We start from the raw sequence: 24444 nt of genomic DNA, 5'->3' as shown, positions 1-24444 counted from the left end.
CGCCCCACCCGCCCCGAGGACCTGCCGGGCAAGCGCATCATGGTGCTGCAGGGCAGCACCCACGCCGAGCAGTTGGCCGAGCTGAAGCAGCGCATCCCCGAGCTGAACTACGAGGCGTCCTCGGCGGTGGAGGTGGTGGACCTGCTGCGCATGGTGGACGAGGGCCAGATCGACCTGACCCTGGTGGACTCCAACGAACTGGCGATGAACCAGGTCTACTTCCCCAACGTGCGGGTCGCCTTCGACCTGGGCGACGCCCGCAGCCTGGGCTGGGCGGTGGCCGCCGGCGAGGACCGCAGCCTGCTCCAGGCGATCGACCGGTTCCTCGACGGGGTGCGCGACAACGGCACCCTGCAGCGCCTCAAGGACCGCTACTATGGCCACGTGGACGTCCTCGGCTACGTGGGTGCCTACACCTTCGCCAAGCACCTGCAGAAGCGCCTGCCGCGTTACGAGGCGCATTTTCGCAACGCCTCCCAGGAACACGAGATCGACTGGCGGCTGCTGGCCGCCATCGGTTACCAGGAGTCCCTCTGGCAACCGGGCGCCACCTCCAAGACCGGGGTGCGCGGGCTGATGATGCTCACCCAGGGCACCGCCCAGGCCATGGGCGTGGCCAACCGCCTGGACCCCCGCCAGAGCATCCTCGGCGGCAGCAAGTACTTCGCCCTGATCAAGGAAGCGCTGTCCGAGGACCTCAAGGAGCCGGACCGCACCTGGTTCGCCCTGGCCGCGTACAACATCGGCATCGCCCACCTGGGCGACGCCCGTCGCCTGGCCCGCCAGGAAGGCCTGGACCCCAACAAGTGGCTGGACGTGAAGAGCATGCTGCCGCGCCTGGCCCAGAAGCAGTGGTACAGCAAGACCCGCTACGGCTACGCCCGCGGCGGCGAGACCGTGCACTTCGTGCAGAACATCCGCCGCTACTACGACATCCTCACCTGGGTGACCCAGCCGCAGATGGAAGGCAATGCCATCGCCGAGAGCGCCCTGCACCTGCCCACCGTCCTCAAGGAAAAGCCGGCGCAGAGCCTGCCCGACTGAGCCGCGCGCCACGCTGGAATCCGCCGGGGCGAAACCGCTACCATGCGCGGCTCGCGCGGGCCTCTCCGCCTCGCGCCGCCCGTGCAGAGGATTCGCCTTGTCGCCCCTTTACGTCTTCGCCACCCTGCTGTGCGTCACCGGCATCGCGGCCGGCCAGATCCTGTTCAAGCAGGCCGCCCTGAACATCCAGAACGCCGCCGACTGGCAGGCCTGGGTGTTCAACGGCGCGCTGATCGCCGCCCTGGCGCTGTACGGGGTCACCACCCTGTTCTGGATCTGGATCCTCCGCCACGTCCCGCTGTACCTGGCCTACCCGTTCATGGGCCTGGCATTCCTCATCGTGCCGGTGCTGGAGCACCTGGTGTTCGGCTCCGCCCTGCACCTGCGCACGTTCCTCGGCGGCGGGCTGATCCTGCTCGGCGTCGTGATCGCCGCTTCCACCTGATCGAGGTTCGCCATGAAGGTCGCCGTCGCCATTCCCTGCTACAAGGTCCGCTCGCACATCCTCCAGGTGCTGGCGGCGATGCCGCCGTCGGTGACCGCCATTTACGCGGTGGACGACTGCTGCCCCGACGCCAGCGGTGACTTCATCGAGGCCCACTGCCAGGACCCGCGGGTCAAGGTGTTGCGCAACCCGGTCAACCGCGGCGTGGGCGGCGCGGTGGCCACCGGCTACCGCCAGGCCCTGGCCGACGGCATGGACATCGTGGTCAAGGTGGACGGCGACGGCCAGATGGACCCGCGGCTGATCCCCTACTTCGTCCGGCCGATCCTCCAGGGCCGCGCCGACTACACCAAGGGCAACCGCTTCTACCGCCACGAGTCCCTGCGCAGCATGCCGCGGGTGCGGCTGATCGGAAACGCCATGCTGTCGTTCCTGACCAAGCTCAGTTGCGGCTACTGGAACGTCATGGACCCCACCAACGGCTACACGGCAATCCACACCCAGGTGCTGCGGGAGCTGCCCCTGGACAAGCTGGAAACCCGCTACTTCTTCGAGACCGACATGCTGTTCCGCCTGAACACCGTGCGGGCGGTGGTGAAGGACGTGCCGATGGACGCCCTGTACGCCGACGAGACCTCGGGGCTGGACGTGCGCAAGGTGCTGCCGGAGTTCGCCCGCAAGCACCTGTCGCGGCTGCTGCGCCGCTATGGCTACAACTACTGGCTGCGGGACTTCAACATCGGCTCGCTGTACAGCCTGCTGGGCGCCCTGTTCGTGCTGGGCGGCAGCCTGTTCGGCCTCGCCGAATGGCTGAACAGCGACCTCCAGGGGGTGCCGGCCACCAGCGGCACGGTGATGCTCGCCGGCCTGCCGATCCTGATCGGCACGCAGCTGCTGATCGCCTTCCTGCACTACGACATCAGCAGCACGCCCCAGGAACCGCTGCACCCCCAACTGACGCCCCACTCGACCCACCTCGAATGAACGCTCGCTTCCTCGCGACGCTGCGCAGCAGACCGGTCGCCCTGCTGCTCGGCCTGTGGCTGCCCCTGCTGGTGCAGCAGCTCCACTACCGGCTGTCGTCCTTCGCCCACCTGCTGGCCTTCGATACCCAGATCACCTACCTGCCCCTGGCGCGCCGGGTGCTGGATGACGCCGGCGGGCTGTTCGCCGACCCGGCGCACCTGGTGGTGGCCCCCGGTTCGTACCTCTACCTGGCACTGTTCGGCGCCGACAACGCCCTCGCCGTACAGGGCAACCTGGTCCTCAGCGGGCTGCTCCTGCTGCTGGCCTTCGATACCCTGCGGCGCGTCGCCGGCTTCGCCGCCGGGGCCGCGGTAGCCTGGCTGCTGGCCCTCGGCCCGCTGCTGCCGGAAGTGCTGGTACCGGCCCTGAGCGAGCCGTTGCAGCTGTTCTGCATCGGCGTCTGGCTGTGGTGCTCGGCCCTGCTGTTCGAGCGGCCACATCGCCGCTGGCCGGTGCTGCTGGGTGGCCTCGCCCTATTGCTGTCGATCCTCACCCGCGCCACCTACGTCTACTGGATCGTCGCGGCCCTGGGCGCCTGCCTGCTGCTGGCCTGGCGCGGAACGCCGCCGTTGCGCCAGGTAGCGACCCGCTGGCTGGTGCTGCACCTGATCGCCGGGACCGGCACCCTGGCCTACATCGGCTACAACAAGGTCACCTTCGATTTGCCCATGGTGGCCACCGGCAGCGGCGCGGCGCTGTATTTCGGCAGCAACCCGGCGGTGGCCGGCTACGAGCCGCCCTACTACAACCTGCTGCACGATCATTTCCTGATCCTCGACAAGACCTACCACCTGTCCCTGGAGGGCGATCGCCGGCTGAACCGGGCGGCGAAAGCGGCCCTGGCCGACCTGCCGGCACCGGTGCTGGCCGACCTGCTGCTGCAGAAGGCCGGCGCGACGCTGTTCTTCAGCCAGGCCACCCTGAGCCGCAAGCCGTTCAACGCGCGCACCTGGCACGTCCTGCTGATCACCCTGGCCGGCGTCGGCCTGTGGCGCTACCGCCGCGAGCCGGTCCTCTGGCTGCTGGGCTGTGTCGCTGCCTACCAGCTGGCGATCATGAGCCTGGTGATGCACAGCGCCCGCTACGCGGTCGGCGCCCTGGAGCTGCCGCTGACCCTGCTGGCGGGTTTCGGCATCGCCGGGCTGTGGCAGATGCTGCGGCAGTGGCGAGTCCTGGCGGGGGTCGCGGGGGTGTTGCTGCTGGGGGCGGTCGCGGGCGCCCTGCACCAGCGCTACAGCCGGCCGCTGATGCCGGACCTGAGCCACGTGCCGCACCAGCGGGTCGCGGTGGCCAACCCCGGCCAGTTGCAGCTGGAAGGCCTGGACGGCAACCCGTTCCTCGGCGACGGCGCCCGTACCCTGGCCCAGGACGCCAGCATCCGCTGGAATACCCTGGAATTCCCGCTCCTGGGCGGCTTCCCGGTGGTGCGCGTCGAGGCCAAGGACTTCGATCCCGACTGCGACTACATCCAGTTCGACTACCTGCGGCCGGACGGCCAGGTGCGCGGCAGCCGGCTGCGCCTGAACCACATGGCGCCGCCCCAGCTCATCAGTACCGGCACGCTGCAACTGGATGCCCTGATCCCCCAGGGCGGCGACCTGCGGCTGCGGTTCCGCTGCCCGGTGGGCACGCGGCTGAAGCTGGACAACCTGGAAATCCACTACATCACCCGCAGCCAGCGCTACCGGCAGCAGATCGACGGGCAACCGTGATCCGGAGGGGCTCGGCGCGGGGCCCATAGGCCCAGGTTGTCCTGAGCCTGGGTGGCGCTGATCCGCGAGAGGCTGGCCGATCATTCTCCGGCGGGGACCTGCCACTCCGCGTGGTGCGCCTGGGTAGCCGCAACCCGAGCGGCATCCGTTGAGCGGTATCGAAGAAGCGATCTTTTCGAGCCGCCGGCCTTCAGTCGGCAGCCTGGCGTCGGCGGCGGAAGAACTGCCGCAGCAGCTCGCCGCTTTCCTCCGCCCGGACGCCGCCCTCCACCAGCACCTGGTGGTTGAGAAAGTCCTGGGCGAAGAACTGGCCCTGGCTGACCGCCACCCCGGCCCGGGGCTCGGGGGCGGCGAACACCACCCGGGCCACCCGGGCATGCACGATCAGCCCCGCGCACATGCTGCAGGGCTCCAGGGTAACGTACAGGGTGGTGTCGGGCAGGCGGTAGTTGGCCAGGGCGGCGGCGGCGGCGCGCAGGGCGACCATTTCCGCGTGGGCGCTGGGGTCGTGGGTGGTGATGGGGCAATTGTAGCCACGGCCGATCACCGCGCCGTCGCGCACCAGCACCGCACCCACCGGCACTTCGCCCAGGGCCATGCCGGCCCGCGCCAGCGCCAGGGCCTCGTCCATGAAGCGCAGGTCCTGGCTACGGTCGACGATGCGCGGCGGGCGTGTCTGGCGCGGCCGGGTCATTTCACCTCGATGGCGGCCATCAGGCCGGTTTCCATGTGGTCGATCACGTGGCAGTGGAACATCCACACGCCGGGGTTATCCGCCACCAGGGCGATGCGCGCGGTCTCGTTGCGGCCCAGCAGGTAGGTGTCGGTGAAATACGGGACGATCCGCTTGCGATCCGAGCTGAGCACCTTGAAGGCCATGCCGTGGAGGTGGATCGGGTGCTGGTACTGGGCCATGTTGCGCAGCACGAAGACATAGTGGCCGTCGCGCTTGAGGGTGGCGATGGGCCGGTCGGCGCAGGTCTTGTCCTTGATGTCCCAGGCGATCCCGTTGATCTGCCAGAAGCTGTAGGCGCCGCCCCGGTCGACGTTGCTGGACAGTGCCGCGGTCCACTCGAAGTTGAAGCGCAGGGTCTCGGCTTTCTCCAGGTCCGGCTCGGGGACCGGGTTGGCCGGCAGCGCCGGCGGCCAGTCGCCGGGCGGCGCCTCGCTGGCAACGCTCTTCAGGGTGGCCAGGCGCAGCGGCCCGTTGCGCAGGGACAGCTCGGTGCCGCCGTCCGGCACCTTCACCCCCAGCTCGATGCGCATGCCCGGCCCCAGCCAGTACTCCTTGCCCAGGGGGCGCGGCGCCACCGGGTGGCCGTCCAGGGCGTAGATGCGCACCTCGGCGCCGGGCAGGTTGAGGCGGTAGGTGACGGTGTTGTCCAGGTTCAGCAGGCGCAGGCGCACCACCTGCCCGGCCGGCAGTTCCAGGGTCGGCACCGGTGTGCCGTTGATGGTGGTGAGGCGCCCGCGGGTGCCCTCGCGGGCCGCTTCCCGGGGCACGCTGAAGGCGGTGAAGCGGCCCTCCTCGTCTACATGCCAGGTCTTCAGGCTCAACACCCGCTCATGGAGGAAGCCGCTGGGCTCGCGCTCCTCGACGATCAACGGGCCGACGAGGCCACGGCCGAGCTGCTCGGAGCTGCTGGTGTGGGGGTGGTACCAGAAGCTGCCGGCATCCACGGTGCGGAAGCGGTAGTCGAAATACTCGCCGGGCAGCACCGGCAGTTGGGACACGTAGGGCACGCCGTCCATTTCCAGGGGCAGGCGGATGCCGTGCCAATGGATGGTGGTGGGCTGTTCCAGGTGGTTGATGAAGCGCACGCGCAGCCAGTCGCCCTGGCGGCAGCGCAGCTCGACCCCCGGCACCTGGCCGCCGTAGGCCCAGGCAGGACTCGGGTGGCCGGGCACCAGTTCGACGTCCAGCGGGGCGGCGATCAGTTCGTAGTCGTGGCTGGCGCCGTCCAGGGGCCGGCCGAGCCAGTAGCGCACGCCGCCGACGCCAAGGCCGACGACACCCAGCCCGGCGAGGCCGGCCAGGACTTGTCTGCGGGTAAAGGACATGGGTTCAGGTTCCTCGTGGGGAAAACGTCGCGGACCCATCAGGCAATGGAGGCCGGCGCACGGCGGTGCGCCCGGCCGGACGCCTCTCTGGCGGAGACGTTGCTCGCGGTGCCGACCCGACCACGGGGCGACCCGGAGGCGGGCATTCTGGCACAGAGCCCCGCCCCGGCGACACCGCATGGCTGCGGCAGGATGCCGCCGGCGCCGGGCTCATGCACCGCTCTGGCGCAGGTAGGCCCGGGTGGTCAGCAGGTACACCGGCAGCCCGGAAACCAGCACCAGCAGCGCCGCGAACGGGGCGGCGGCGGCGTATTCCAGGTTGGCGGTGTGGGTCCAGACGGCGGTGGCCAGGGTCTCCAGGCCCGTGGGGCCCAGCACCAGGGTGGCGGTCAGCTCCTTCATGGTGTCGAGGAACACCAGCACGAAGCCGGCGCCGATCCCCGGGAAGATGATCGGCAGGGTCACCCGCAGGAACGCCGAGAGCGGCGGATGACCCAGGGTCCGCGCGGCCTCCTCCAGGCTCGGCGACGCCTTCTCCAGGGCGACCCGGATCGGCCCCTGGGCCATGGGCATGAACAGCAACGCATAGGCCACCAGCAGCAGCGCGGTGGTCTGGTACAGCGCCGGCACGTAGCCCAGGGCGAAGAACACCAGGGACAGGGCGATCACCAGCCCCGGCAGCGCGTGCAGCAGGTACGGCAGGCGATCCGCCAGCCCGGCCAGGCGCCCGTGGTAGCGCACCACCACCAGGCACACCGGCAGCGCCAGCAGGCAGCTCAGCAGCGCCCCGCCGAAGCCCAGGGACAGGGACGACCAGAGCGCCTCCAGCAACGCCGCCAGGGGGAAGCTGGCGGAGCTGCCCTGGTAGATCCAGAAGCCCAGCATGGTCAGCGGCGTGCCGCAGCCCACCGCCACCAGAGCCACCAGCAGCAGCTGTACCGGCAGCGCCCAGCCGCCCAGGCGCACCGGCGCGGCGCGGCGCGCCACGCCCTGGCCGGTACGCGCATAGCCGCGCCCGCGCAGGCGGAATTCACCCCACAGCAGCAGCATGCACAGCGCCAGTAGCAGGGCCGAGAGCATGGCCGCGTTGGTGTTGCTGAAGGCCAGCTCGAACTGCTGGTAGATGGCGGTGGTGAAGGTCTGATAGCGCATGATCGACGGCGCGCCGAACTCCACCAGCATGTGCACCGCCACCAGCAGGCTGGTGGCCATCAGCACCGGCCGCAGCAGCGGCAGGGTCACCCGCCAGAACACCTGGCGGCGGCTGTAGCCGAGCATCCGCGCCGACTCTTCCAGGGCCGGGTCGAGGCTGCGCAGGGTGGCGGCCACCGGCAGGTAGATCAGCGGGTACTTCGACAGCACCATCACCAGCACCGTCCCGCCCAGGCCCTCGAACAGCGGGCTGATGGAAATCCAGGTGAAACCGCTGACGAACGCGGGGATGGCGAACGGCAGGCACAGCAGCACGTTCCAGCGCCGGCGGCCGCGCAGGTCGCTGCGCTCCACCAGCCAGGCCAGGGCCAGGCCGATCAGCGCGCAACCGACGGTCACCAGCACCATCAGCTTGAGGGTGTTGGCTAGCAGGCCGAAGACGAAGGGGCGCCAGAGCAATGCCCAGGCCTCGTGCCAACCGCTCTGGGAGGCCCGCACCACCACGTAGAACAGCGGCAACGCGGCCACCAGCAGCAACGCCAGCACCGGCAACTGCAGCCAGATGGGTGGCGCCCGCCGCCGACGCGACGCCCGCGCCGGGGCCATGACCGGCAGCGCCTGTTCCACCCCCTCGGCGTTCATCAGTTCAGCCCGACTTCGCGCTGCAGGTCCAGGGCGTCCTCGGCCAGGCCGATCTCGGCGGCGCTCAGGGCCGGCGGCTTCAACTGGTCATAGGGCTTGAGCAGCGGGTCGGCGGGCACCGCCTTGTTCACCGGGTATTCGGCGGACTGGCTGAGGATCGCCCGCTGGCCCTCCTCGCTGATCATGAAGGCGAGGAACTGCTGGGCCTCCTTGGGATGCTTGCTGGCCTTCACCACGGCCGCGCCGGACACGCTGGCCAGCCCGCCGGCGTCACCGTCGGCGAAGTAGTGCAGCTTGGAGTTGAGCTGACCCTTCTCTTTCTTCAGGGCCATCCAGTAGTAGCTGTTGATCAGCGCCGCGCCGATCTCGCCGTTCTCCACCGCCTTCATGGCGATGACATTGTTGGTGTAGGTGGCGCCGAAGGCCTTCAGGCCGGTCAGCCACTCCTCGGCGGCCTCGCGGCCGTTGAGGCGGATCACCGCCGCGGTCTGGCCGAGGAATTCGCCGCTGCTGGGCACGAAGGCGATCTTGCCCGCCCACTCCGGCCCGGCCACGTCCAACACGCTCTGGGGCAGCTCGGCCTCGCTCACCAGCTTGGGGTTGTAGGCCAGCACGCGGACCCGGGAGGTGATGCCGAGCCAGTTGCCCTGGGAATCGGAGAGGTTCGGGTCGACCTGGGACAGGGTGCCGGCGTCCACCTTCGCCAGCAGGCCCTCGCTGGCCAGCTTGATCAGGGGCGGCGCCTCCTCGGTGTAGATCACGTCGGCCGGAGAGCGCGCGCCTTCCTCGGCGATCTGGTTGGCCAACTGGCCACCGCCGCCCTTGCGGATCAGCACCTTGATGCCGGTCTTGGCCTGGAAGGCCTCGGCCACGGCGCGGCCGGTCGCTTCGTGCTGGCCGTTGTACAGGGTCAGGGTGACGGTCTCGGCGCGAACCCCCGAGGCCAGCAGACCCAGGCCCAGAAGACCGGCGCCACACAGGCGTGCCATCCCCGCTACAAGACGTGCCGTCATTCGCAATTCCTCTCGATCCAGGATGTAAGCGCAAAATTATACGGGCCTGGCCGGGGGAACTGCACATCATTCGCAAGAACCGGGCGCCCTGCGACGGTTCGTCGCGCCCGCCGACGGCCGCTGCCTGCCGGACGCACGCCGATGACGACAGGCGTCAGTCGCCGGCCAGCCGCGCCTCGACGCAGCGGGCCACCCGCTCGGCGAAGGGCTCGTCGGCGCGCTGGTTGGCCCAGGCGTCCAGCTGGCGGTAGCGCTGCAGGTAGTCCGCGTCCAGCCCCTGGCGGGCGAAGCCTTCCAGGGTGGCCATGACCCCGGCCCAGTCCTTCAGGCCCGGGGTCAGGCAGATCGCCTCGTAGGGGCGGTAGAAGCCGCGGGTCTCGCGCATGTAGTCCTGCACGTCGAAGCCGGCGTGGATCACCGGCTTGCCGCTGAGCAGGAAGTCGTAGAAGACGCTGGAGTAGTCGGTGATCAGGGCGTCGTAGTCGTTGATCCGCTGGTAGAAGTCGTCGCCGTCGTCGAAACGGATGTGGGCCGAGCCCTCGATCCGCTGGCGCAGGGCCTCGTTCAGCCGGTTGGACGGATGCAGGCGCAGGGTCAGCTCCAGGCCGAGGCGCGCGCAGCGGGCGTCCAGGCGCTCCACATCGAAGCCGGAGGCCTCGAACAAGGTGTTTATCGCCGCATCGCTGTCGGCCGAGCCGGCCGAGCCGCGGAAGGTGGGCATGTAGATGGCGCGCCGGATGGGCCGCGGCGCGGCCGAGACCTCGCGCTGCACCACGCTGTCGTTGCGCGGGTAGCCGGTGACCGCCACCGGCGTACCCCTGAAGGTCTCGGCGAAGATCGCCGCCACCGGCTGCGAGGGCGCCACCACCAGGTCCCAGCGGTTGCGCATCCAGGGGAACAGGCGCACTGCGATGCGCCGGGAGCGGCTGCTCTCGCTGGCCACGTGCTCGGGGTCGTCCCAGAGGATCTTCTTCAACGGCGTGCCGTGCCACAACTGGCAGGCGTAGGCGCGTCCCACCGCGGCGCCGAGGAACTCGCCTTCCGGGGTGTGGGTGAAGAAGATCGCCCCGGCCCGCAGCTGCAGGTAGAGCCCCTGCGGGCTCAAATAATGATGAGCCTCCAGCGAGGCCGCCCGCAGGCGGGCACAGAGCGGCCGGGAGCGGGTGATCCACACCGCTCGCAGCGGCGGGCGGTGGCATCGCAGGTACTCGTAGAGGTACTTGGGGTTGTCGCTGTAGGCCTGGCCGCGCCAGGCGCCGAACAGCCACAGGTCGCGCCGCCGCGGGACGCACGCGGCGAGCAGCCAGAGCGGCCATTGCAGCAGGCAGGCGACGAACTTGGCCAGGCGGTGGGTCATGGGGCCACGCCCTCCCGGGCACTTCGGCGCAGCCAGTACACCCCGGCGACCCGCATCGCCATCACCAGGGACTCGGTGGCCAGGGTCGCCAGCGCCACGCCGAGCGGCGTGGCCTCGCCCAGCACCAGCAGCAGCCCCAGCAGGCCCAGGTGCAGCGCGCCGCCCAGCATCACCGTGACGTTGGCCACCTGCACCCGGCCCAGGGCGGCATAGGCCGAGTAGCCGAACGCCACCCCCAGGTAGTTCACCAGCACGGTGACCAGGAACACCCGCAGCACCGGCGCCGCGGCCCGGTACTCCGCACCGAACAGCAGCCCCAGCACGGGCTCGGCGAGCACGCCCAGCAGCAGGCAGCCCAGGGCCAGGCACAGCCCGCCGAGACCCAGGGCACGGAAGAAGACCGTCCAGTGGCGTTGCCGGGCCATGTACGGGTACAGCGCCGTGGTCAGCGGCGCCGTGACGTTCTGCCCGGCCTTGTAGACCTGCTCGCACACCGCATAGGCGGCCACCCCGACGGTACCCTGGGTGCCGAGGAACAGGCTGTTGACCGAGGTGTACACCGCCACCGCCAGCCGCGAGAGGAAGAACCCGGCCCCGCCGCGCAGTTCCTCGAGCACACCGGCCCAGGTCGGCGCCCCGGCGCCGAAGCCCTGGGCGCCCATGAAGCCCAGCCCCAACAGCGCACCCGCGACCTGGGCCACGCCCCAGCAATAGACCACCGCCAAGGCATCCTCCGGGCCACGCACCAGGGCCAGCACCAGCCCGGCGTAGAGCAGCTTGCTGGCCACCAGGTAGACGGCCAGCTGGCGCATCCGCTCCAGCCCCTGGAACAGCCAGAGGGGCTGGAACGCCTGGCCGATCACCCCGAGGAAGGCGGCGACGAAGAACGGCCGGTAGGTACGCAGCGGCTCATGGAGCAGCAGCGCCAGGCCGAACAGCGCCAGCAGCGCCGCCAGCAGCATCCCCTTGGCGGCGAACACCGCGCCGATCTTGCGGTTGAGGTAGCCGCGGTCGTCCCGGTGCAGGGAAACGTCCAGGGTAGCGGACAGGGAAAACCCGTAGTCGGTGATCACGAAGGCCAGCTGGATCGCCGCCAGCACCACGGCCACCGTGCCGAACGCGGCCATGCCCAGCTGGCGAGTGAGGAACGGCAACAGCAGGAGCGGCACCAGGTAGTTGGCCACCTGGACGACGCCCAGGGCGGCCGCGTTGCGGGTGACCCGGTGGCCCAGCAGCGCGGCGAGCCGTCCGCCGCCCTCCGCCGGCCGCCTAGGCATCGCGCCCCGTCCGCACCGGCGACCGCCTCACAGGTGGCCGAGGGAATCGAGCACGAAGTCGGGCACGATCTCCGCGTCTTCCAGCTGGTCCCGGGTAGTGGCGCCGGACAGCACCAGCATGCCCAGGCAGCCCAGGGTCCGGGCCATGAGGATGTCGGTGTGCAGGCGATCCCCCACCAGCAGGGTCCGGGCCGGGTCCAGGCCATGCTGGCGGATCAGCGGCCGGACCATCTCGCCGCTCGGCTTGCCGAAGACCTTCTTCGGCCCCTTGCCGGTGGCCACCTTGATCATCGCCAGCAACGCGCCGATGTCGGGGATCGGCCCGTGCTCGGAGGGGCAGAAGGCGTCGCCGTGGGTGGCGAGGATATCGGTGCCGGCGTTGATGTGCCGGCAGGCGGCCACCAGCTTGGGGTAGTCCAGTTCCGTGTCGTAGCCCACCACCACGTACTCCGGCTCCCCATTGCCCACCTGGAAGCCGGCGGCCAGCAGCCGCGCCTGGAGGCTGCGGGTACCGAGCACGTGCACCTTCTCCACCCCCTCCGCCAGCAGGTAGTCCACCAGAGCATCGGTGGACAGCACGATCTGCTCCGGCGAGCAGGGAATACCCAGGGCCTGGAGGGCCGCGGCGTGGTCCGGCTTGTCCTTGGAGGAATTGTTGCTGAGGAAGTGGATGCGCTTGCCCAGGGCCTGCAGCCGCTCGATGGCGGCGGGCGCGCCGGGGATCACGTCGCGGCCTACGAACAGGGTGCCGTCCAGGTCCAGCAGCACGGTGTCCACCTGCTGCAGGCGCCGGTCCAGGCCGGAGAAGATCCGGTCGGACAGAGCCAGGTCCTGGTAGTTGTCCACTTCCACCCAGTCCAGCCCGGCGATGTCGCAGGGCGGGAAGCTCAGCCGGCCAGCACGGAACAGCCGCTGCATCGCCACCTCGGTCCAGTCCTTGAGGTTGCGCTCCTGGTGGATGATGCGGTCGATCTCCTCGAAGAACACCCGGGACGACGCGCTGGAGAACTTGTAGAAATCGATGGAGCTGGCGAAGCAGTCGGCCTCGGCGATGCCCTTGGAGATGTCGTCGATGAACCCGGCGTCGTTGACCGTGACCTTCATGGATTCCTCGTCGTAGGACGAGGTGTCCACCGCCACCGCGTCCTCCGCCTCGAACGCCACCAGCCGGGCGACGATGGCCGGGTCGATGCTCAGGTCGGCGTTGTTGAGGATGAACGGCCGGCCCGCCACCCGCTCGCGGCAGAGGTGCAGGGAATACATGTTGTTGGTGGTTTCGTAGTCGGGGTTCTCGACGATGGTGATGCCGATGCCCTTGATGTGCTTGCAGTAGTCGCGGATGGCGTGGCCTTCGTAGCCGACCACGATGATCAGCTGCTGCACCCCGGCCTTGCGGTAGGCCTCGATCTGGTACTGCAGGATCGGCTTCCCGGCGGTGGTCACCAGGCACTTCGGCTTGGCATTGGTCATGGGGCGCAGGCGCGAACCGACCCCTGCAGCAAGTATCACACCCAGCATATCCGTCCCTTCTACCGCCCGTTTCACTGCTGCCTGCGCCCGCTCGGCAGGCCGACCGCGCGCGAAAAGCCAAGCCCGTCCGACTGCCCCGGGGACGATGCGTTCCCGAACCCCCTGCCGATGGCCACCCCGAAAGGCGGCCCAGTCCGCTGCCCATGCGCCCTGGCGGGCGTCCTGGGGACAGGAAAATGCCGGGAGACTCAAGGGCTTACCCGTCTCCGGGTGGCGCGCTGGGCACGACTGTAGACGAAACGAAGCGGCGCGCAAGCGGCAATGCCGAAAACCGCGACCTGGCGCCGTGCCGGGCCCGGCCCAGGGCTCCGCTCGCCCTGGCGCCAGGCGATGCCCGGGCGCTTCCCGACCCCCAGGCGACGCGTCTGGGGCGGGCCTGGGCGAGGACGTGGTGGTCGCCGGCTACGGGGCGGGCCGATCCCGGGCAGGCGGGCAACCCGGTTCGATTTCATCGCCGAGATCGGATAGGGTCGGACCTGCTTTCACCCCTCCGGCCCACCGGGTGCCGCGCCCCTGTCCGCAGACAGGACAGGCCGGCCCCGGTCGCCGGTTCCCCTCCTCTCTCGCAGCAGCAGGTTCCCGATGAACATCAGCGAAACCGTCCTCGACGCCGAGGCCCTCTCCCCGCTCGACGCCATGGCCGCCCAGGTCCTGGACGCCATCGCCCCGCGCCTGCCCGGCGGCGTCGCTTCCCTGGACGCCATCGACCAGGCGGTGCATGAGTGGCAGCACAGCGGCACGCCGCCGACGGTGGAGTCCGTGGACCAGGACGACCTGGTCTATGCCTTCGGCATCACCTGGGGCAACGCGGTGGTCCGGACCCACGGCTGGCAATGGGTCGACCTGACCTTCCATGAATTCGACGACTGGGAAGGCCGCGCAGTGGTCTCCCCGGATCGCGCGTTGATGATCCTGCCGTTCGCCCACATCTACGAGTGCCTGGAAGGCAGCGACGAGGTGAAGATCAGCTTCTCCCTGGCGGTGATCGGCACCGATGTCATTCCTACCCTCGATCCCAACGGTTACGTCAACCTGGTGCACAACATCCAGCGAATCGTCCCCCGGGGCTGAGCGCCGGGGACGGGCATTCGCTTCCGCGAGTGCCCGCGAGCCCGTTCCCCCGAGGAATCACCAGCGGGCGGGAGACGCTGCGCGAGCCAAGGCCGAGCCCCTCGGCCCCACTCGCCTCCGGAACGGTCTGTCCGCTCATAGGCAAGACGTCGTCCGGTGAACGGCGAGCGTGCACACCGCAGGCCCGGCGACGAAACCCTCGCCGGAGCCCGCGGCCATCGACGCTTATCGGGCGGGCGGCGTGATGCCCGCGCCGAGCGCCGGGAAGACGTCGCTGAACAGCAGCTCGATCAGTTGCTGCCCGGTCGGCGTCGACCAGTCATCGGCGATCTCGGCCATGAGCGTGTTGGTGGCCGTGAGCACCACGCCGGCGTCCTGCATGCGCTGGCGGGCCAGTGCTTCGGAGAGGTCGCTGGGCGACCCCGACGCATCCATCACCGCCTGCACCGCGAAGCCCTCCCGCGCCGCGTCGATGGCGGGAAAGATCAGGCAGACGTCGGTGGTCACCCCGGCCATGATGAGATTCCGGCGCCCGGTGGCCACCACCGCCTCGCGAAACGGCGAATACGCCCAGGCATTGACCACCCCGGGTCGCTTGATCCGGGCGTCGTGCGCCTCGGGCAGGAGGGCGGCGATTTCCGGCAGGATCGGCCCTTGGTCGCGGTCCTCCTGGCTGGAGGTGATGACGACCGGCAGCCCGAGGCGCTGCGCCATCTTCGCCAGCGCGATGGACTGCCGGGCGGCCAGCTCGCGGTCGATGTTCTTGATGAGCTGCATCGTACCCACCTGATGGTCGATCAGCAGCAGCGCGGAGGTATCGGGCGTGAAACGTGTGGGGGTCATGGGGACGATCCTTGGGTGAAGGGACGAAGGACATGAACCGGGCCGAACGGTCGCGCGAAGCACGCCCGAGGGGCGGCCAACGCCTCCGTCCTTTCGGAAGCCAAGCGGCGATCCCGAGGCGCCATGTCACCGATGCCATCATCCCCTGCTTCACCAGCAGCCTGAATACGCTAATGTGGAGAACATTGATCCACTGGTAGAGCAATGAACGATGGAATTGCTGAACGACATGGCCCTGTTCGTCGAGGTGGTCAACGCCAAGGGATTTCGCCGCGCGGCAGAGGCGACCGGGATTCCCAACTCCACCCTGTCCCGGCGCATCAGCGCCCTGGAAAAGGCCATCGGCCTGCGCCTGCTGCACCGCACCACGCGCAAGATCGAGCTGACCGAGGCCGGGCAGCGCTATTTCGAACGCTGCCGGCGCATCGTCGACGAGGCGCGCCTGGCCCACGAGCACCTGGGGGACATGCTCGCCCAGCCCAGCGGCGTCCTGCGCGCCTCGCTGCCGGTGGATTTCGCCACCACCTACCTGGCCCCGCTGATCGCCGAATTCGCCCACCTGTACCCCGGCATCACCTTCGACCTCGACCTGACCTCGCGACGGGTCGACCTGGTCAGCGAGCCCTTCGACGTGGCGATCCGCATAGGCGAATCCGAGCCCTCGCACCTGATCGCCCGCCCCCTGACCACGTTCACGCCCCACCTCTATGCCTCGCCCCGCTACCTCGACCAGGCGGGCGAGCCGGACACCCCGGAGGCCCTGCAGCAGCACCGCTGCCTGGGCATGCTGAAGGCCACCGCCTGGACCCTGCACGCAGGCACCCGAACGGTCACCGTCCCGGTGAGTGGCCGCTTCCTGCTCAACAGCATGGGCATGATCCGCCGGCTGGCGACCCTGGACATGGGCATCGTGCTGATGCCGGACGAACTGGTCGCGGACGAACTGGCCCAAGGCACCCTGCGCCGCCTCCTGCCCCACTGGCACGGCGCACCCCAACCCGTCTACGCCGTGACCGAAACCCGCCTGCTCCCCGCAAAAACTCAGCGCTTCATCGAATTCCTGCGGGAGCGGCTGGGGCGTGAGTGAGCGCGGATCGACGAGATAAACAGCGAATGGCACGCGGCAAAGGCGACCTCAAGCGATCCCCCATTCCTCATCGCTTAACACGTTCAAAATCATGGTCATCGACGAGTAAACATGACCCTCAGGCAGGTTGCTCACGATCATGTCACCCTCGAAACGATGGTGAGCAATTGAGGGAAACAACTCCTCTGGCACGGGATGCAATGCATTAGGGTTGTGGAACATATTCATACCTTCGGCCCAAGTTTCCTCGCAGTTCTTGTCGAACTCGTAAGAAAAGGTTTTAGGTAGTGAAGCGTTAGGATCGTGATCATGCATGGTGCCGCTGCGGATCAATCTGACGTTGCTATCTCCAAAGCCAGCCTGCTTGCCCATCCTGTTGAATTTGGAGATCGTTCCGCTCGCGGAGAACATGACGGCACTAATGTTTTCTGCACCGGGCTGGAAGAAAAAACCTGAAGGAATTTCCTTGTTACCCACGATGTGTTTATCAATTTTTTGAGGGGTGATGATCAGTTTCCCCGACTCATCGTAGTGATGGTCGTGGCGAACGCCGTAGAGATAATTCGTGAGCGAGGTAGATGTCCACAACATAGACTGGTTGTCATGGAAATCTGCGATAGCAATGACCAGAGGTTTGCCGGCGACGTGCTCCAGCTCCCAGTACTTCTTTTGAAGTTTCGAGAAAAGCGGGCTGCCGAACTTTATGGGCATTTCATTCCGAGTCTTCTCTAATATCTGCTCATGAGTCATTTCGGGGAATCTTTCGAAATCAACCTCCGCTAGCCCACCCTTGCGGCCTACGATGGTCGCCTCGATCGCTACGGTATGCCCGTATTTTTGCACGATGAAGTCAGGAGCGTGATGCGCTCGGTCGAAGAAGAGTCCCTCCTCAACCAAGTAGGCATTCAGATAGAGCTCCCACACCCTGGCGTCGAAGCCAGTAGTCTGAAACTGCTCGATAAAGTTTCCATCAATATCGACGCAGTGAGGCATCATCTCACGGATGATTCCCCTAGCAGCCACGTGCGACGGTTCCTTCGAGAGGATTCGGAAGTAGTGGTGGAGTTTTTCCTCGGCTTTAACCGGAGAGAAGATGTCCATAGCTTCACCTTCTTCATCGTCTTGCTCGAAAACCTTTTCCCACTCAGTGTCACTGCGGTGATCGTTTCAATCAGCCACGCATGCGCCGCCTGCGGCGTCTCCATAGATATTTTCTGATTGATGCCCCGATAACGGCCTATAGCATCTCTTCCCAGCAGAATTGCTGAGAAGTCTTTGTCATGGATATCAATGAGCACGACGCCTAGGACAGTTTCATCCTGGACGGCAAACCATCCAATTTCGCTGGTAAAGAACTCGGTCATCGGGCTCCGGGATTGGCCTATAAGCGCGGAGAAACGCTTCAAGTCCATTTCATGGATTACTACGTTCGTCATCTGTTCCTCCATGCGGGGGCGTGTTGCTGTATCTGACGACAATTGGTAACCCGTGGTGTCTAGGCTGCCTCCAATGATGGCACTATCCTCACGGTAGGAATGTGGGCCAAGTGCATGCCCAAAATACAGAGGTACCTGAGAGCAGGTCGAACAATGGGCTTGGGGGTACCGACAAGCGCAATTTGGCTCATTACGCTGCAAAGCATCCTCACTACTCAGAGAAGACCCATGTGTACCGGATCGACCCCATCCCCGCAGCAAACCTGCGAGAACATCCTGATCGACGATAAAACTTACAACGTCGAGCACAACATCCTGCCCAGCGAAAACGCCATCATTGATCGCCTGCTCGCTCGACGCCTCGAACTGAATGAAGCCTACGGTGAGCTGTACGACAAACTGCACCTGCATCCTCGGGCACTCCCGGCATTCATGAGCCTCTTGCTCAGTACTGCTGCATTCTGGGCCCCAGATAAAATCGCCAGGGCTCGCGCTCTACGGGACGAACTTGTTGACACCAACCAGCAGATTGCACAGAAAGCCGAGGAACTGGCCCAACTGCTGGAGCACCGCTCCAACCTGCACAATATATCGAGTTTCAGAAGTAACACTCACTACCATGTCTGTAACGTAATTGAGGATGCAGCGAAGGATCACTACCTCTTTAACGCTTATGTGAAGAAGCGCCTGAACACCGTTCGCAACCAGTTCGAATGGAAGTACTGGCCCACCTTGTAACAGTTCGTTCGAGCGGTGGCCAGCGATGCAAACGGCGCTGAAGTGGAGGCCACAGATCCGCTGACTCGAGCCGCAAGCGCAGCCACCCGCCACTCGTCTGCGGACTTCTTCAAGGCACTTTTCGCTGCCATCGAGGAGAACAGCGAGCAGAGCGGTGGCCCGCTACCCGAAGGCCTCAAGCTAAGCGATGCCACGCTGGCCTCGCTGGTGAACTGTGCGTTGGATCTGAGCCCTGATGAACTGAAAGACAGCGCGTACGTGAAGCGACTGCGCCAGCGTGAACGCGATAGCGACAAGTGATGTAGTGTCGGCAGGTTTTGGCGCAGCAAAAAAGGGGGCCGAAGCCCCCTGCAGTCAGAGCAGCCTCTGCTCTGCGAATGATGCTGTCGCCTCGACACCAACGATGATGTGATCCAGCGTGCGCATCCACCAGTGCCAGCGCGTCCTTGAGCCGCAGGGTCAGCACCCTGTCGGCCTAGTTCGGCTCAGGGTTCCCGCTCGGATAGTTGTGCGAGAAGGTCACTGCCGCCGCGTTGACTCGCAGTGCTTCCTTGACCACTTCGCGCGGATACACCGAAGCACCGTCGATGGTGCCCCGGAACAGTTCGACGTATTCGATCAGCGAGGCTGTGTGTCGAGGAACAGCGCCGCGAAAACTTCGTGCTCGAAGCCAGCCAGCTTGGTACACAGGTAGTCCCTGACCAGCGCTGGCGAGGTGAACAGCGCCCCGCGCGGGGTTCTTCTGATCGATGACCAAGCGTGCGGCTTCAAGAATCTGGTCGGCAGTCGCCGGCAGGTAGTGCCCCTCACGTACCAACAGCGCGTTGTCGAGGGTCAGAGAGAGTTGCGACATGATCGTGCTCCGGTTGCTCAGGCGGAATTGCCCGGAACCGGCACCAGCACGGCGCAGCTGTCAGGGGTCAACGACGGCTGCCAGGACGCCAGCGTGCACGCACGCGCAGCCCTTAACGCCGAGATACAGTGAAGGGAACAGCCAGACCGCCCCACTCCACCCATGCCACGGATCGGGGCAAGCGGAGCGCGCAGGCCCTCAAGGGCCGGAGACGTCAGGGATCAAAGCCGGATGGCCGTGATTCAGCACGAAGCACGGGGCGTAGCCCGCGAGCCCGACGGGCGAACGCCGGGAAGTCCAACGAGCTCAAGGTATCTCTAGCTAACACCATCCAGTTATGTCCGCTAGACCTTGTAGTGGCCTTTTGCTAATTTCACAGAAAACCGAGGCCTAACCCTGCTGGTGATCTCGGAAAAATGGATGTGATCAGCTGTGGGCGATCAGCTTCAACGAGGCAAACAGGAAGTGATAGAGACACCAATCGGTCAGTTCACAGGGACAACCTGGGAAGCAGCATGTCAACTAGCATTTAAATCAAAACACGGTGCAGATGGCTATCAGCAGATCCCGGCCTCTCCTGGAGACTACGGTATCGAAGGCTTTACCAAGCATACCGGCTACGCCTTCCAGTGCTATTGCCCTGAACGCTTATATGAGCAAGACGAGCTTTATGAAAAGCAACGAGACAAAATCAACACCGACCTAAAAAAACTCAAAGATTACGCGAAAGAACTTCAAGGTTTGTTGGGGGGGACCAGAATCATAAACTGGTGCTTCGTTACTCCCGAAATCAACCGACATAAACTGGTGTCTTACTCTAGAACAAAAGAAGCAGAAGTTAGAGACTGGAAACTCCCTCACATCCATGAAAACTTCAGCATCCTGCTTCACGATCATGAATTCTACCTGAAAGAATTCAACTCATTAAGAACTTCAGCAGGCATGCCCCCGTATGTCGGCTCTCCTATTCAACGACTACCAGAAGTCAACTCCAGGGGCGAAACCTTTGATATACATCTAGAGCGCAAATGCCGTCTGCGTCTTTTCGGAATGTCTGAGCAAAGGATTCAGGGGCTGATAACCATTACCCGAAAGTCTTTCCTCGATCACGACACCTACTTTCAATCTCTGTATGACCGCTCACCCCAAACCTACGTAAATATCGCACGCGTTGTGAACAGCTTTGAAAGCCAAGTTAACGAGTGGACTTATACGTCTGCGGAAACTCCAGAGGCGCTTACGGAGCTAGTTAAATCAAGGCTTATAGAATGTTTGGTTACAGACCGAAACGTCAACATTGATAGCTCGACAGCCAGAGAGGTAGCAACCAGAACCGTTGCTCGCTGGCTTGCCATTTGTGAACTGGACTTCATCGAGTAAAACATGGCTCAATTAAAATTCACTCGACGCCCCATCCCCGTTCTGTCTGAGCTTCGTCCAGTCTACAAGATAGCCCAGGCACTTCTAATACTTCACATTACAGGGCATGGCGGTAAAAGTAGCCTAGTTAAAATTCATTTAATGAACTGGGCTCTTAAACGACCTGAACGTGCTATGGCATTGAGAAGTGGAGCAGAGAGCGGTCAGCTTCACTTACCGATCTGGGGGTTTGACCCCGCTATGGCTATCGCATTAAACCTAGCATTTCAAGACGAGCTGATTACACATACAACCACCGGTGGTTTTGCTTTATCCAAAGCGGGCTTGGCCTATGTAAAGCTTATACTTGCAGATGACAGTATTCTCAGCGAAGAAAAATCTGCCCTGCACTCGATCGGTAAAAGGATTACAGAAAAGATGGTAACTTCTGTATCCAAGGAATGGGATTAGAAATGTATATCAAAGCTCTCAATATTGATGTTCAAACAAGCAGCGGCCCGTTCGGCTTCTATACAGAATTCAGCCGACACCTGAACATTATCAGAGGCCGTAACTCTGCAGGAAAAAGCACTATTGTTCATGCAATACTCTATGCCATTGGCATGGAAGAGCTACTGGGCGCACAAAATGAAAACGCCTTGACTTATGCATTGAAAGATCATGTTGAATATGAAGAAGCCAAACATCTCATAGTTTCTTCCGGGGTAACAATCGAAATAGAAAGCCATGGAAAAACCATTACAATCACTCGTGGCATCAAGGGCAGAGCAAGGAACAACAAACTAGTCGAAATCCAGGAGTGCGCTGGCCTAACAAAATCCGAGAGTGCTATTCCGTTTTTCAGGTTCATCCACGACAGCGGCAGTGCTCAAATCGAAGAGGGATTTTTTACCTACTTTGAAAAATTCCTCAATCTAAACTTACCTATGGTTCCTCAAACCAGCGGGAAGCCAGTAAAGCTTTATCTTCAATATATCTTCGCAGCCATGGCGATCGAGCAAAAGCGTGGCTGGACAGATTACATTGCCAATCTTCCATACTTCGGCATTAAGGATGCCAGAATTAAGATCGTCGATTATCTTGTAGGCACCGATGTCTTTGAAACAGCTGCCAGTCGAGATACCCTGGACAAAGAATCCAAGCGGATATATGAAGAATGGCAAATCCTTTATCGAACGCTAAACATTGAAGCCTTGAAGCTCGGACTTCACTTCGAAAATTTTCCGAAAGCGCCTATTGCTAACTTCAATCAAGAAGTCGTCACTTTCAGCATGACTCTACCTGATCGTGAGCCAGTAAATCTTATTGAGTACAAAAGAAGCCAAATTGCTGAGCATCAACGAATCGGCCAAGAGCAACAGAGTCGTACCCAAGCGTTACCTCAGGAGCTGACACAGTCTATTGAGAAGCTCACAGACGAGCTTGCCCGATATACCGTCGCATATGAAGCATGCCTAGGCAACTTAACCCTGCTCAGAGCAAGCCGAAATTCCAACACAATAAATACTAAACAGGCACATGACGAACTGAAAAAAAACCAAGCGGCGCAAAAGCTAATAAATTATGGCGCCTCATTAAGCCTTTCGACCGCAAATGACTCGTGCCCCGCTTGCCACCAGAAAATTGGTCACTCCCTTGTAGATTTGCATGAAAGCACCCCGCACATGGATATCGGGACGAACATCGAGTACCTGAGGGCTCAGCTGCGGATGCTAGAGAGAGATGGAGTAGGAATTGAACAACAGATCACAGAAACAGAAGCTCTCAGAGATCAAATTTCTAGGATGGTTGCAGTTACCAAATCGTCACTCAATGCACTTCGATCTGACTTAAACTCTAACTCTGCAGTTTCTCAAGCCGGGGTTCGGCGCCAACTACAGATTGAAATGCACCTTGAAGAGCTTGAGAAATTCTCGGAAAGCTCAAGTTCTATTCTCAACCAAATTACTCGACTATCTGAACAGCACGCAGCAAATGTAAAAAACCGATCTAGCTTGCCGACCAGCACCTACTCCGCTGCAGATAGCGCAAAATATGATCTTTTTGAGAAAATGTTCCGACTTAACATAGGAACTTTTGATTATCACAGCGCGGCAATTGCTGACATCGAATTCAACCGCGATAATTTGCTGCCCTATCTAGCAAAAATGGAGCTGCGCGAAATCAATGAGCGAAGTGATGATCAAGCTCCAACAAAGACCGAAGGCAGCAAGCCAAAAGGCAATATTGCACGCGAATCGAGTGCGAGTGACTTCGTCCGTCTGATCTGGAGTTACTTAATCTCTATCTACCAGACCTCGTCACACCCCACCGTCCAAGGCAACCATCCAGGCTTCCTGTTACTGGATGAGCCCGGACAGCACTCAATGGCCACGAAGAGCCAACAAGCCTTATTCCAACAGTTATCCGCTGAAGCAAATCTACAAAGTATCGTTGCCGCATCGTTTGATGACAGCGAAGCCACCTACTTGGAAGCCACATATAACGTAGACTTCAAACTTATCCAGCTCGCCGACAAATCAATTTCTCCTATCTAGCATGGATGATTGATATCTTTCAGATAAACGACACAAGCATTAAGAAGGATTTTCGACCTTTTCGCCATGCAGGATTGCGAACGCAAAGACCTGCTTCACAATGTCGCGAATGTGAACGGCAGTGGCAAGCGCGCCACGCCCCTTCACCTTGGCACAGAGCGCCCACAGATCGTCAGGGGGATTTCGGTCAGGAGCCGATTCTCGAAGACCGGCAAGATGTCGCGGTCAATGATGCTCTTGCGCATGGACCGCGTGCTGTCAGCCATACGTGTATCGGCCAGCCAGCTCTTCAGCATGTCACCGAACGACTTGGCGGCTGTCAGACGGCATTTGGCGCGCTGTTTCTCCAGGGAGGGGGATATGCCTTGGGTAACCATGCGCTTGGCCTCCAGCAGCTTTTCGTGAGCCATGGCCAGCGAAATACCTGCTGGGCCATACCGACCGATGGTCAGCGTTTCCCAGCGTCCATTGAGACGGTAATCATAGCGAAAGGTGACAGTACCGCCGGGCGATACCGTCACGTACATGCCATCGCGGTGGGAAGCCTTGTAGGGCTTGGTTTTGGGCTTGAGATTGCGCAGTGCGGTGTCGGTCAGCATCGCGGTTTTTCCTCCTGTTGATGACGGCTTTTACCGTCAATGGCCAGGAGACCTGCTGATGCCGGGAAAGCCGCGTAATAGAAGCTTTCCCAAGTAGAGATTTACCGTCAAAGACCGGTTTGGTCTCGATAGTAAACGGGAGAGTCTTAATCCGACCTCCGAGAGCTACCGTCACCGCGACCGCCAAACCATTTTCGCTGTTCGGCGATAGCCACCGATAGATGCCGAGACGTATTTCCTTCTAAATCAAAACGTTACAGCATCTTATCGATAGGTACCGATAGTCCCCGAAAGACGCTCCGTCATTCCCACTCGATTATAAACAAGCACATAAAATCCTTTATTGACAACGCTTTGCAATGACGACAAAGCTCAGTGCCACGGAAAATGCCATGTGCAGATCATGAGCTTGAACATGGCCTGCATTGGCGACGCTTACGCTCCTGGTCGGCGATCTCGCCCGGCTGCAGTGTCAGCTCGGCATCGCTCATGCCTTCCAGCACGTCACGCAGGCGCACCGTGCAGGCAATGGGCGGCGGCTCGAACTCGTAGCCGCTGGCGATCATTTCAGCGGCGACTTCCTCGGTGATGAAAAACGGCTCGCTTGTGTTGTCCCGCTTCATGCGTTGTGCCTCCGATAG

Annotated in this window: 21 protein-coding genes and 2 pseudogenes; 11 read left to right on the top strand and 12 right to left on the bottom strand. The window is 63.4% G+C overall.

Features of this window, described 5'->3' with window-relative positions; genetic code table 11:
• The 4 genes from mltF to FM069_RS04355 form a co-directional block, all read left to right on the top strand.
• On the top strand, nucleotides 1-1044 hold a 1044-nt coding region (gene mltF, locus FM069_RS04370; RefSeq protein ID WP_143487055.1), incomplete at its 5' end, for a membrane-bound lytic murein transglycosylase MltF.
• 97 nt (nucleotides 1045-1141) lie between these two features.
• Complete coding sequence (locus FM069_RS04365; protein WP_143487054.1) at nucleotides 1142-1489, top strand: hypothetical protein; 348 nt, start codon at nucleotides 1142-1144, stop codon at nucleotides 1487-1489.
• Nucleotides 1490-1501: 12 nt separating this feature from the next.
• Nucleotides 1502-2473, top strand: coding sequence for a glycosyltransferase family 2 protein (locus FM069_RS04360; RefSeq protein ID WP_143487053.1), 972 nt, complete (start codon nucleotides 1502-1504; stop codon nucleotides 2471-2473).
• On the top strand, nucleotides 2470-4227 hold the full coding sequence (locus FM069_RS04355) for a hypothetical protein (RefSeq protein ID WP_143487052.1): 1758 nt from the start codon (nucleotides 2470-2472) through the stop codon (nucleotides 4225-4227). The genes FM069_RS04360 and FM069_RS04355 overlap by 4 nt, the downstream gene beginning before the upstream one ends.
• Before the next feature lie 190 nt (nucleotides 4228-4417).
• Here the strand turns inward: FM069_RS04355 and tadA are convergent, their stop codons facing one another.
• The 7 genes from tadA to FM069_RS04320 form a co-directional block, all read right to left on the bottom strand.
• Nucleotides 4418-4921, bottom strand: a complete 504-nt coding sequence (gene tadA, locus FM069_RS04350; RefSeq protein ID WP_143487051.1) for a tRNA adenosine(34) deaminase TadA — start codon at nucleotides 4919-4921, stop codon at nucleotides 4418-4420.
• Nucleotides 4918-6288 carry a multicopper oxidase family protein gene (locus FM069_RS04345; RefSeq protein WP_143487050.1) on the bottom strand — a complete coding sequence of 457 codons (1371 nt, stop codon included), beginning with the start codon at nucleotides 6286-6288 and terminating at the stop codon, nucleotides 4918-4920. The genes tadA and FM069_RS04345 overlap by 4 nt, the downstream gene beginning before the upstream one ends.
• A gap of 210 nt (nucleotides 6289-6498) precedes the next feature.
• A complete protein-coding gene (locus FM069_RS04340; protein WP_143487072.1) occupies nucleotides 6499-8046 on the bottom strand; it encodes an ABC transporter permease in 1548 nt (515 codons plus the stop codon).
• A gap of 35 nt (nucleotides 8047-8081) precedes the next feature.
• Nucleotides 8082-9095, bottom strand: a complete 1014-nt coding sequence (locus FM069_RS04335; protein WP_143487049.1) for an extracellular solute-binding protein — start codon at nucleotides 9093-9095, stop codon at nucleotides 8082-8084.
• 154 nt (nucleotides 9096-9249) lie between these two features.
• Nucleotides 9250-10452 (bottom strand): CDP-glycerol glycerophosphotransferase family protein, encoded by a 1203-nt coding sequence (locus FM069_RS04330; RefSeq protein ID WP_143487048.1) that lies wholly within the window; start codon nucleotides 10450-10452, stop codon nucleotides 9250-9252.
• On the bottom strand, nucleotides 10449-11729 hold the full coding sequence (locus FM069_RS04325; protein ID WP_143487047.1) for an oligosaccharide flippase family protein: 1281 nt from the start codon (nucleotides 11727-11729) through the stop codon (nucleotides 10449-10451). Before FM069_RS04325 ends, FM069_RS04330 begins: the two co-directional genes overlap by 4 nt.
• Before the next feature lie 27 nt (nucleotides 11730-11756).
• Nucleotides 11757-13247, bottom strand: a complete 1491-nt coding sequence (locus FM069_RS04320; protein WP_143487046.1) for an HAD-IIA family hydrolase — start codon at nucleotides 13245-13247, stop codon at nucleotides 11757-11759.
• 594 nt (nucleotides 13248-13841) lie between these two features.
• Here FM069_RS04320 and FM069_RS04315 point away from each other — a divergent pair.
• Nucleotides 13842-14330 carry a hypothetical protein gene (locus FM069_RS04315; RefSeq protein ID WP_143487045.1) on the top strand — a complete coding sequence of 163 codons (489 nt, stop codon included), beginning with the start codon at nucleotides 13842-13844 and terminating at the stop codon, nucleotides 14328-14330.
• A 225-nt stretch (nucleotides 14331-14555) separates the two neighbouring features.
• Here the strand turns inward: FM069_RS04315 and FM069_RS04310 are convergent, their stop codons facing one another.
• A complete protein-coding gene (locus tag FM069_RS04310) occupies nucleotides 14556-15173 on the bottom strand; it encodes an isochorismatase family protein (protein ID WP_143487044.1) in 618 nt (205 codons plus the stop codon).
• Between the two features lie 211 nt (nucleotides 15174-15384).
• Here FM069_RS04310 and FM069_RS04305 point away from each other — a divergent pair, with 211 nt between their 5' ends.
• Complete coding sequence (locus FM069_RS04305) at nucleotides 15385-16260, top strand: LysR family transcriptional regulator (protein WP_143487043.1); 876 nt, start codon at nucleotides 15385-15387, stop codon at nucleotides 16258-16260.
• 48 nt (nucleotides 16261-16308) lie between these two features.
• Here FM069_RS04305 and FM069_RS04300 read toward each other — a convergent pair whose 3' ends face one another.
• A complete protein-coding gene (locus tag FM069_RS04300; RefSeq protein WP_218570280.1) occupies nucleotides 16309-17361 on the bottom strand; it encodes a hypothetical protein in 1053 nt (350 codons plus the stop codon).
• A gap of 563 nt (nucleotides 17362-17924) precedes the next feature.
• Here FM069_RS04300 and FM069_RS21805 point away from each other — a divergent pair.
• Both FM069_RS21805 and FM069_RS21800 read left to right on the top strand, forming a co-directional pair.
• Nucleotides 17925-18434, top strand: coding sequence for a hypothetical protein (locus FM069_RS21805; RefSeq protein WP_233281976.1), 510 nt, complete (start codon nucleotides 17925-17927; stop codon nucleotides 18432-18434).
• 15 nt (nucleotides 18435-18449) lie between these two features.
• A complete protein-coding gene (locus FM069_RS21800) occupies nucleotides 18450-18734 on the top strand; it encodes a hypothetical protein (RefSeq protein ID WP_233281975.1) in 285 nt (94 codons plus the stop codon).
• Nucleotides 18735-18788: 54 nt separating this feature from the next.
• Here FM069_RS21800 and FM069_RS04290 read toward each other — a convergent pair.
• Nucleotides 18789-19287, bottom strand: a pseudogene (locus FM069_RS04290) (JAB domain-containing protein).
• 432 nt (nucleotides 19288-19719) lie between these two features.
• On the opposite strand from FM069_RS04290, the gene FM069_RS04280 reads away from it, so the two are divergent.
• Genes FM069_RS04280 through FM069_RS04270 form a run of 3 tightly spaced genes read left to right on the top strand, consistent with a single transcriptional unit; the run spans nucleotide 19720 to nucleotide 23204 of the window.
• Nucleotides 19720-20667, top strand: a complete 948-nt coding sequence (locus FM069_RS04280) for a hypothetical protein (RefSeq protein WP_233281974.1) — start codon at nucleotides 19720-19722, stop codon at nucleotides 20665-20667.
• 3 nt (nucleotides 20668-20670) lie between these two features.
• Nucleotides 20671-21117 (top strand): hypothetical protein, encoded by a 447-nt coding sequence (locus tag FM069_RS04275; RefSeq protein ID WP_143487041.1) that lies wholly within the window; start codon nucleotides 20671-20673, stop codon nucleotides 21115-21117.
• Nucleotides 21118-21119: 2 nt separating this feature from the next.
• Entirely contained in the window at nucleotides 21120-23204 is a 2085-nt protein-coding gene (locus FM069_RS04270) for an AAA family ATPase (protein ID WP_143487040.1), read from the top strand.
• A 42-nt stretch (nucleotides 23205-23246) separates the two neighbouring features.
• On the opposite strand, the pseudogene FM069_RS04265 reads toward FM069_RS04270, so the two are convergent.
• Together FM069_RS04265 and FM069_RS04260 are read right to left on the bottom strand one after the other, a co-directional pair.
• Nucleotides 23247-23803 (bottom strand): annotated as a pseudogene (locus FM069_RS04265) (tyrosine-type recombinase/integrase); the annotation flags it as partial.
• 401 nt (nucleotides 23804-24204) lie between these two features.
• The gene (locus FM069_RS04260; protein WP_143487039.1) at nucleotides 24205-24426 is read right to left on the bottom strand and encodes a hypothetical protein; all 222 of its coding nucleotides are present in this window, start codon (nucleotides 24424-24426) and stop codon (nucleotides 24205-24207) included.
• Nucleotides 24427-24444 lie beyond the last annotated feature (18 nt).

It is taken from the genome of Pseudomonas mangiferae (assembly GCF_007109405.1).
Lineage (GTDB): Bacteria > Pseudomonadota > Gammaproteobacteria > Pseudomonadales > Pseudomonadaceae > Pseudomonas_T > Pseudomonas_T mangiferae.
Note: the sequence above shows the minus strand (reverse complement) of the source record. Positions and strands in the feature narration are given on the sequence as shown.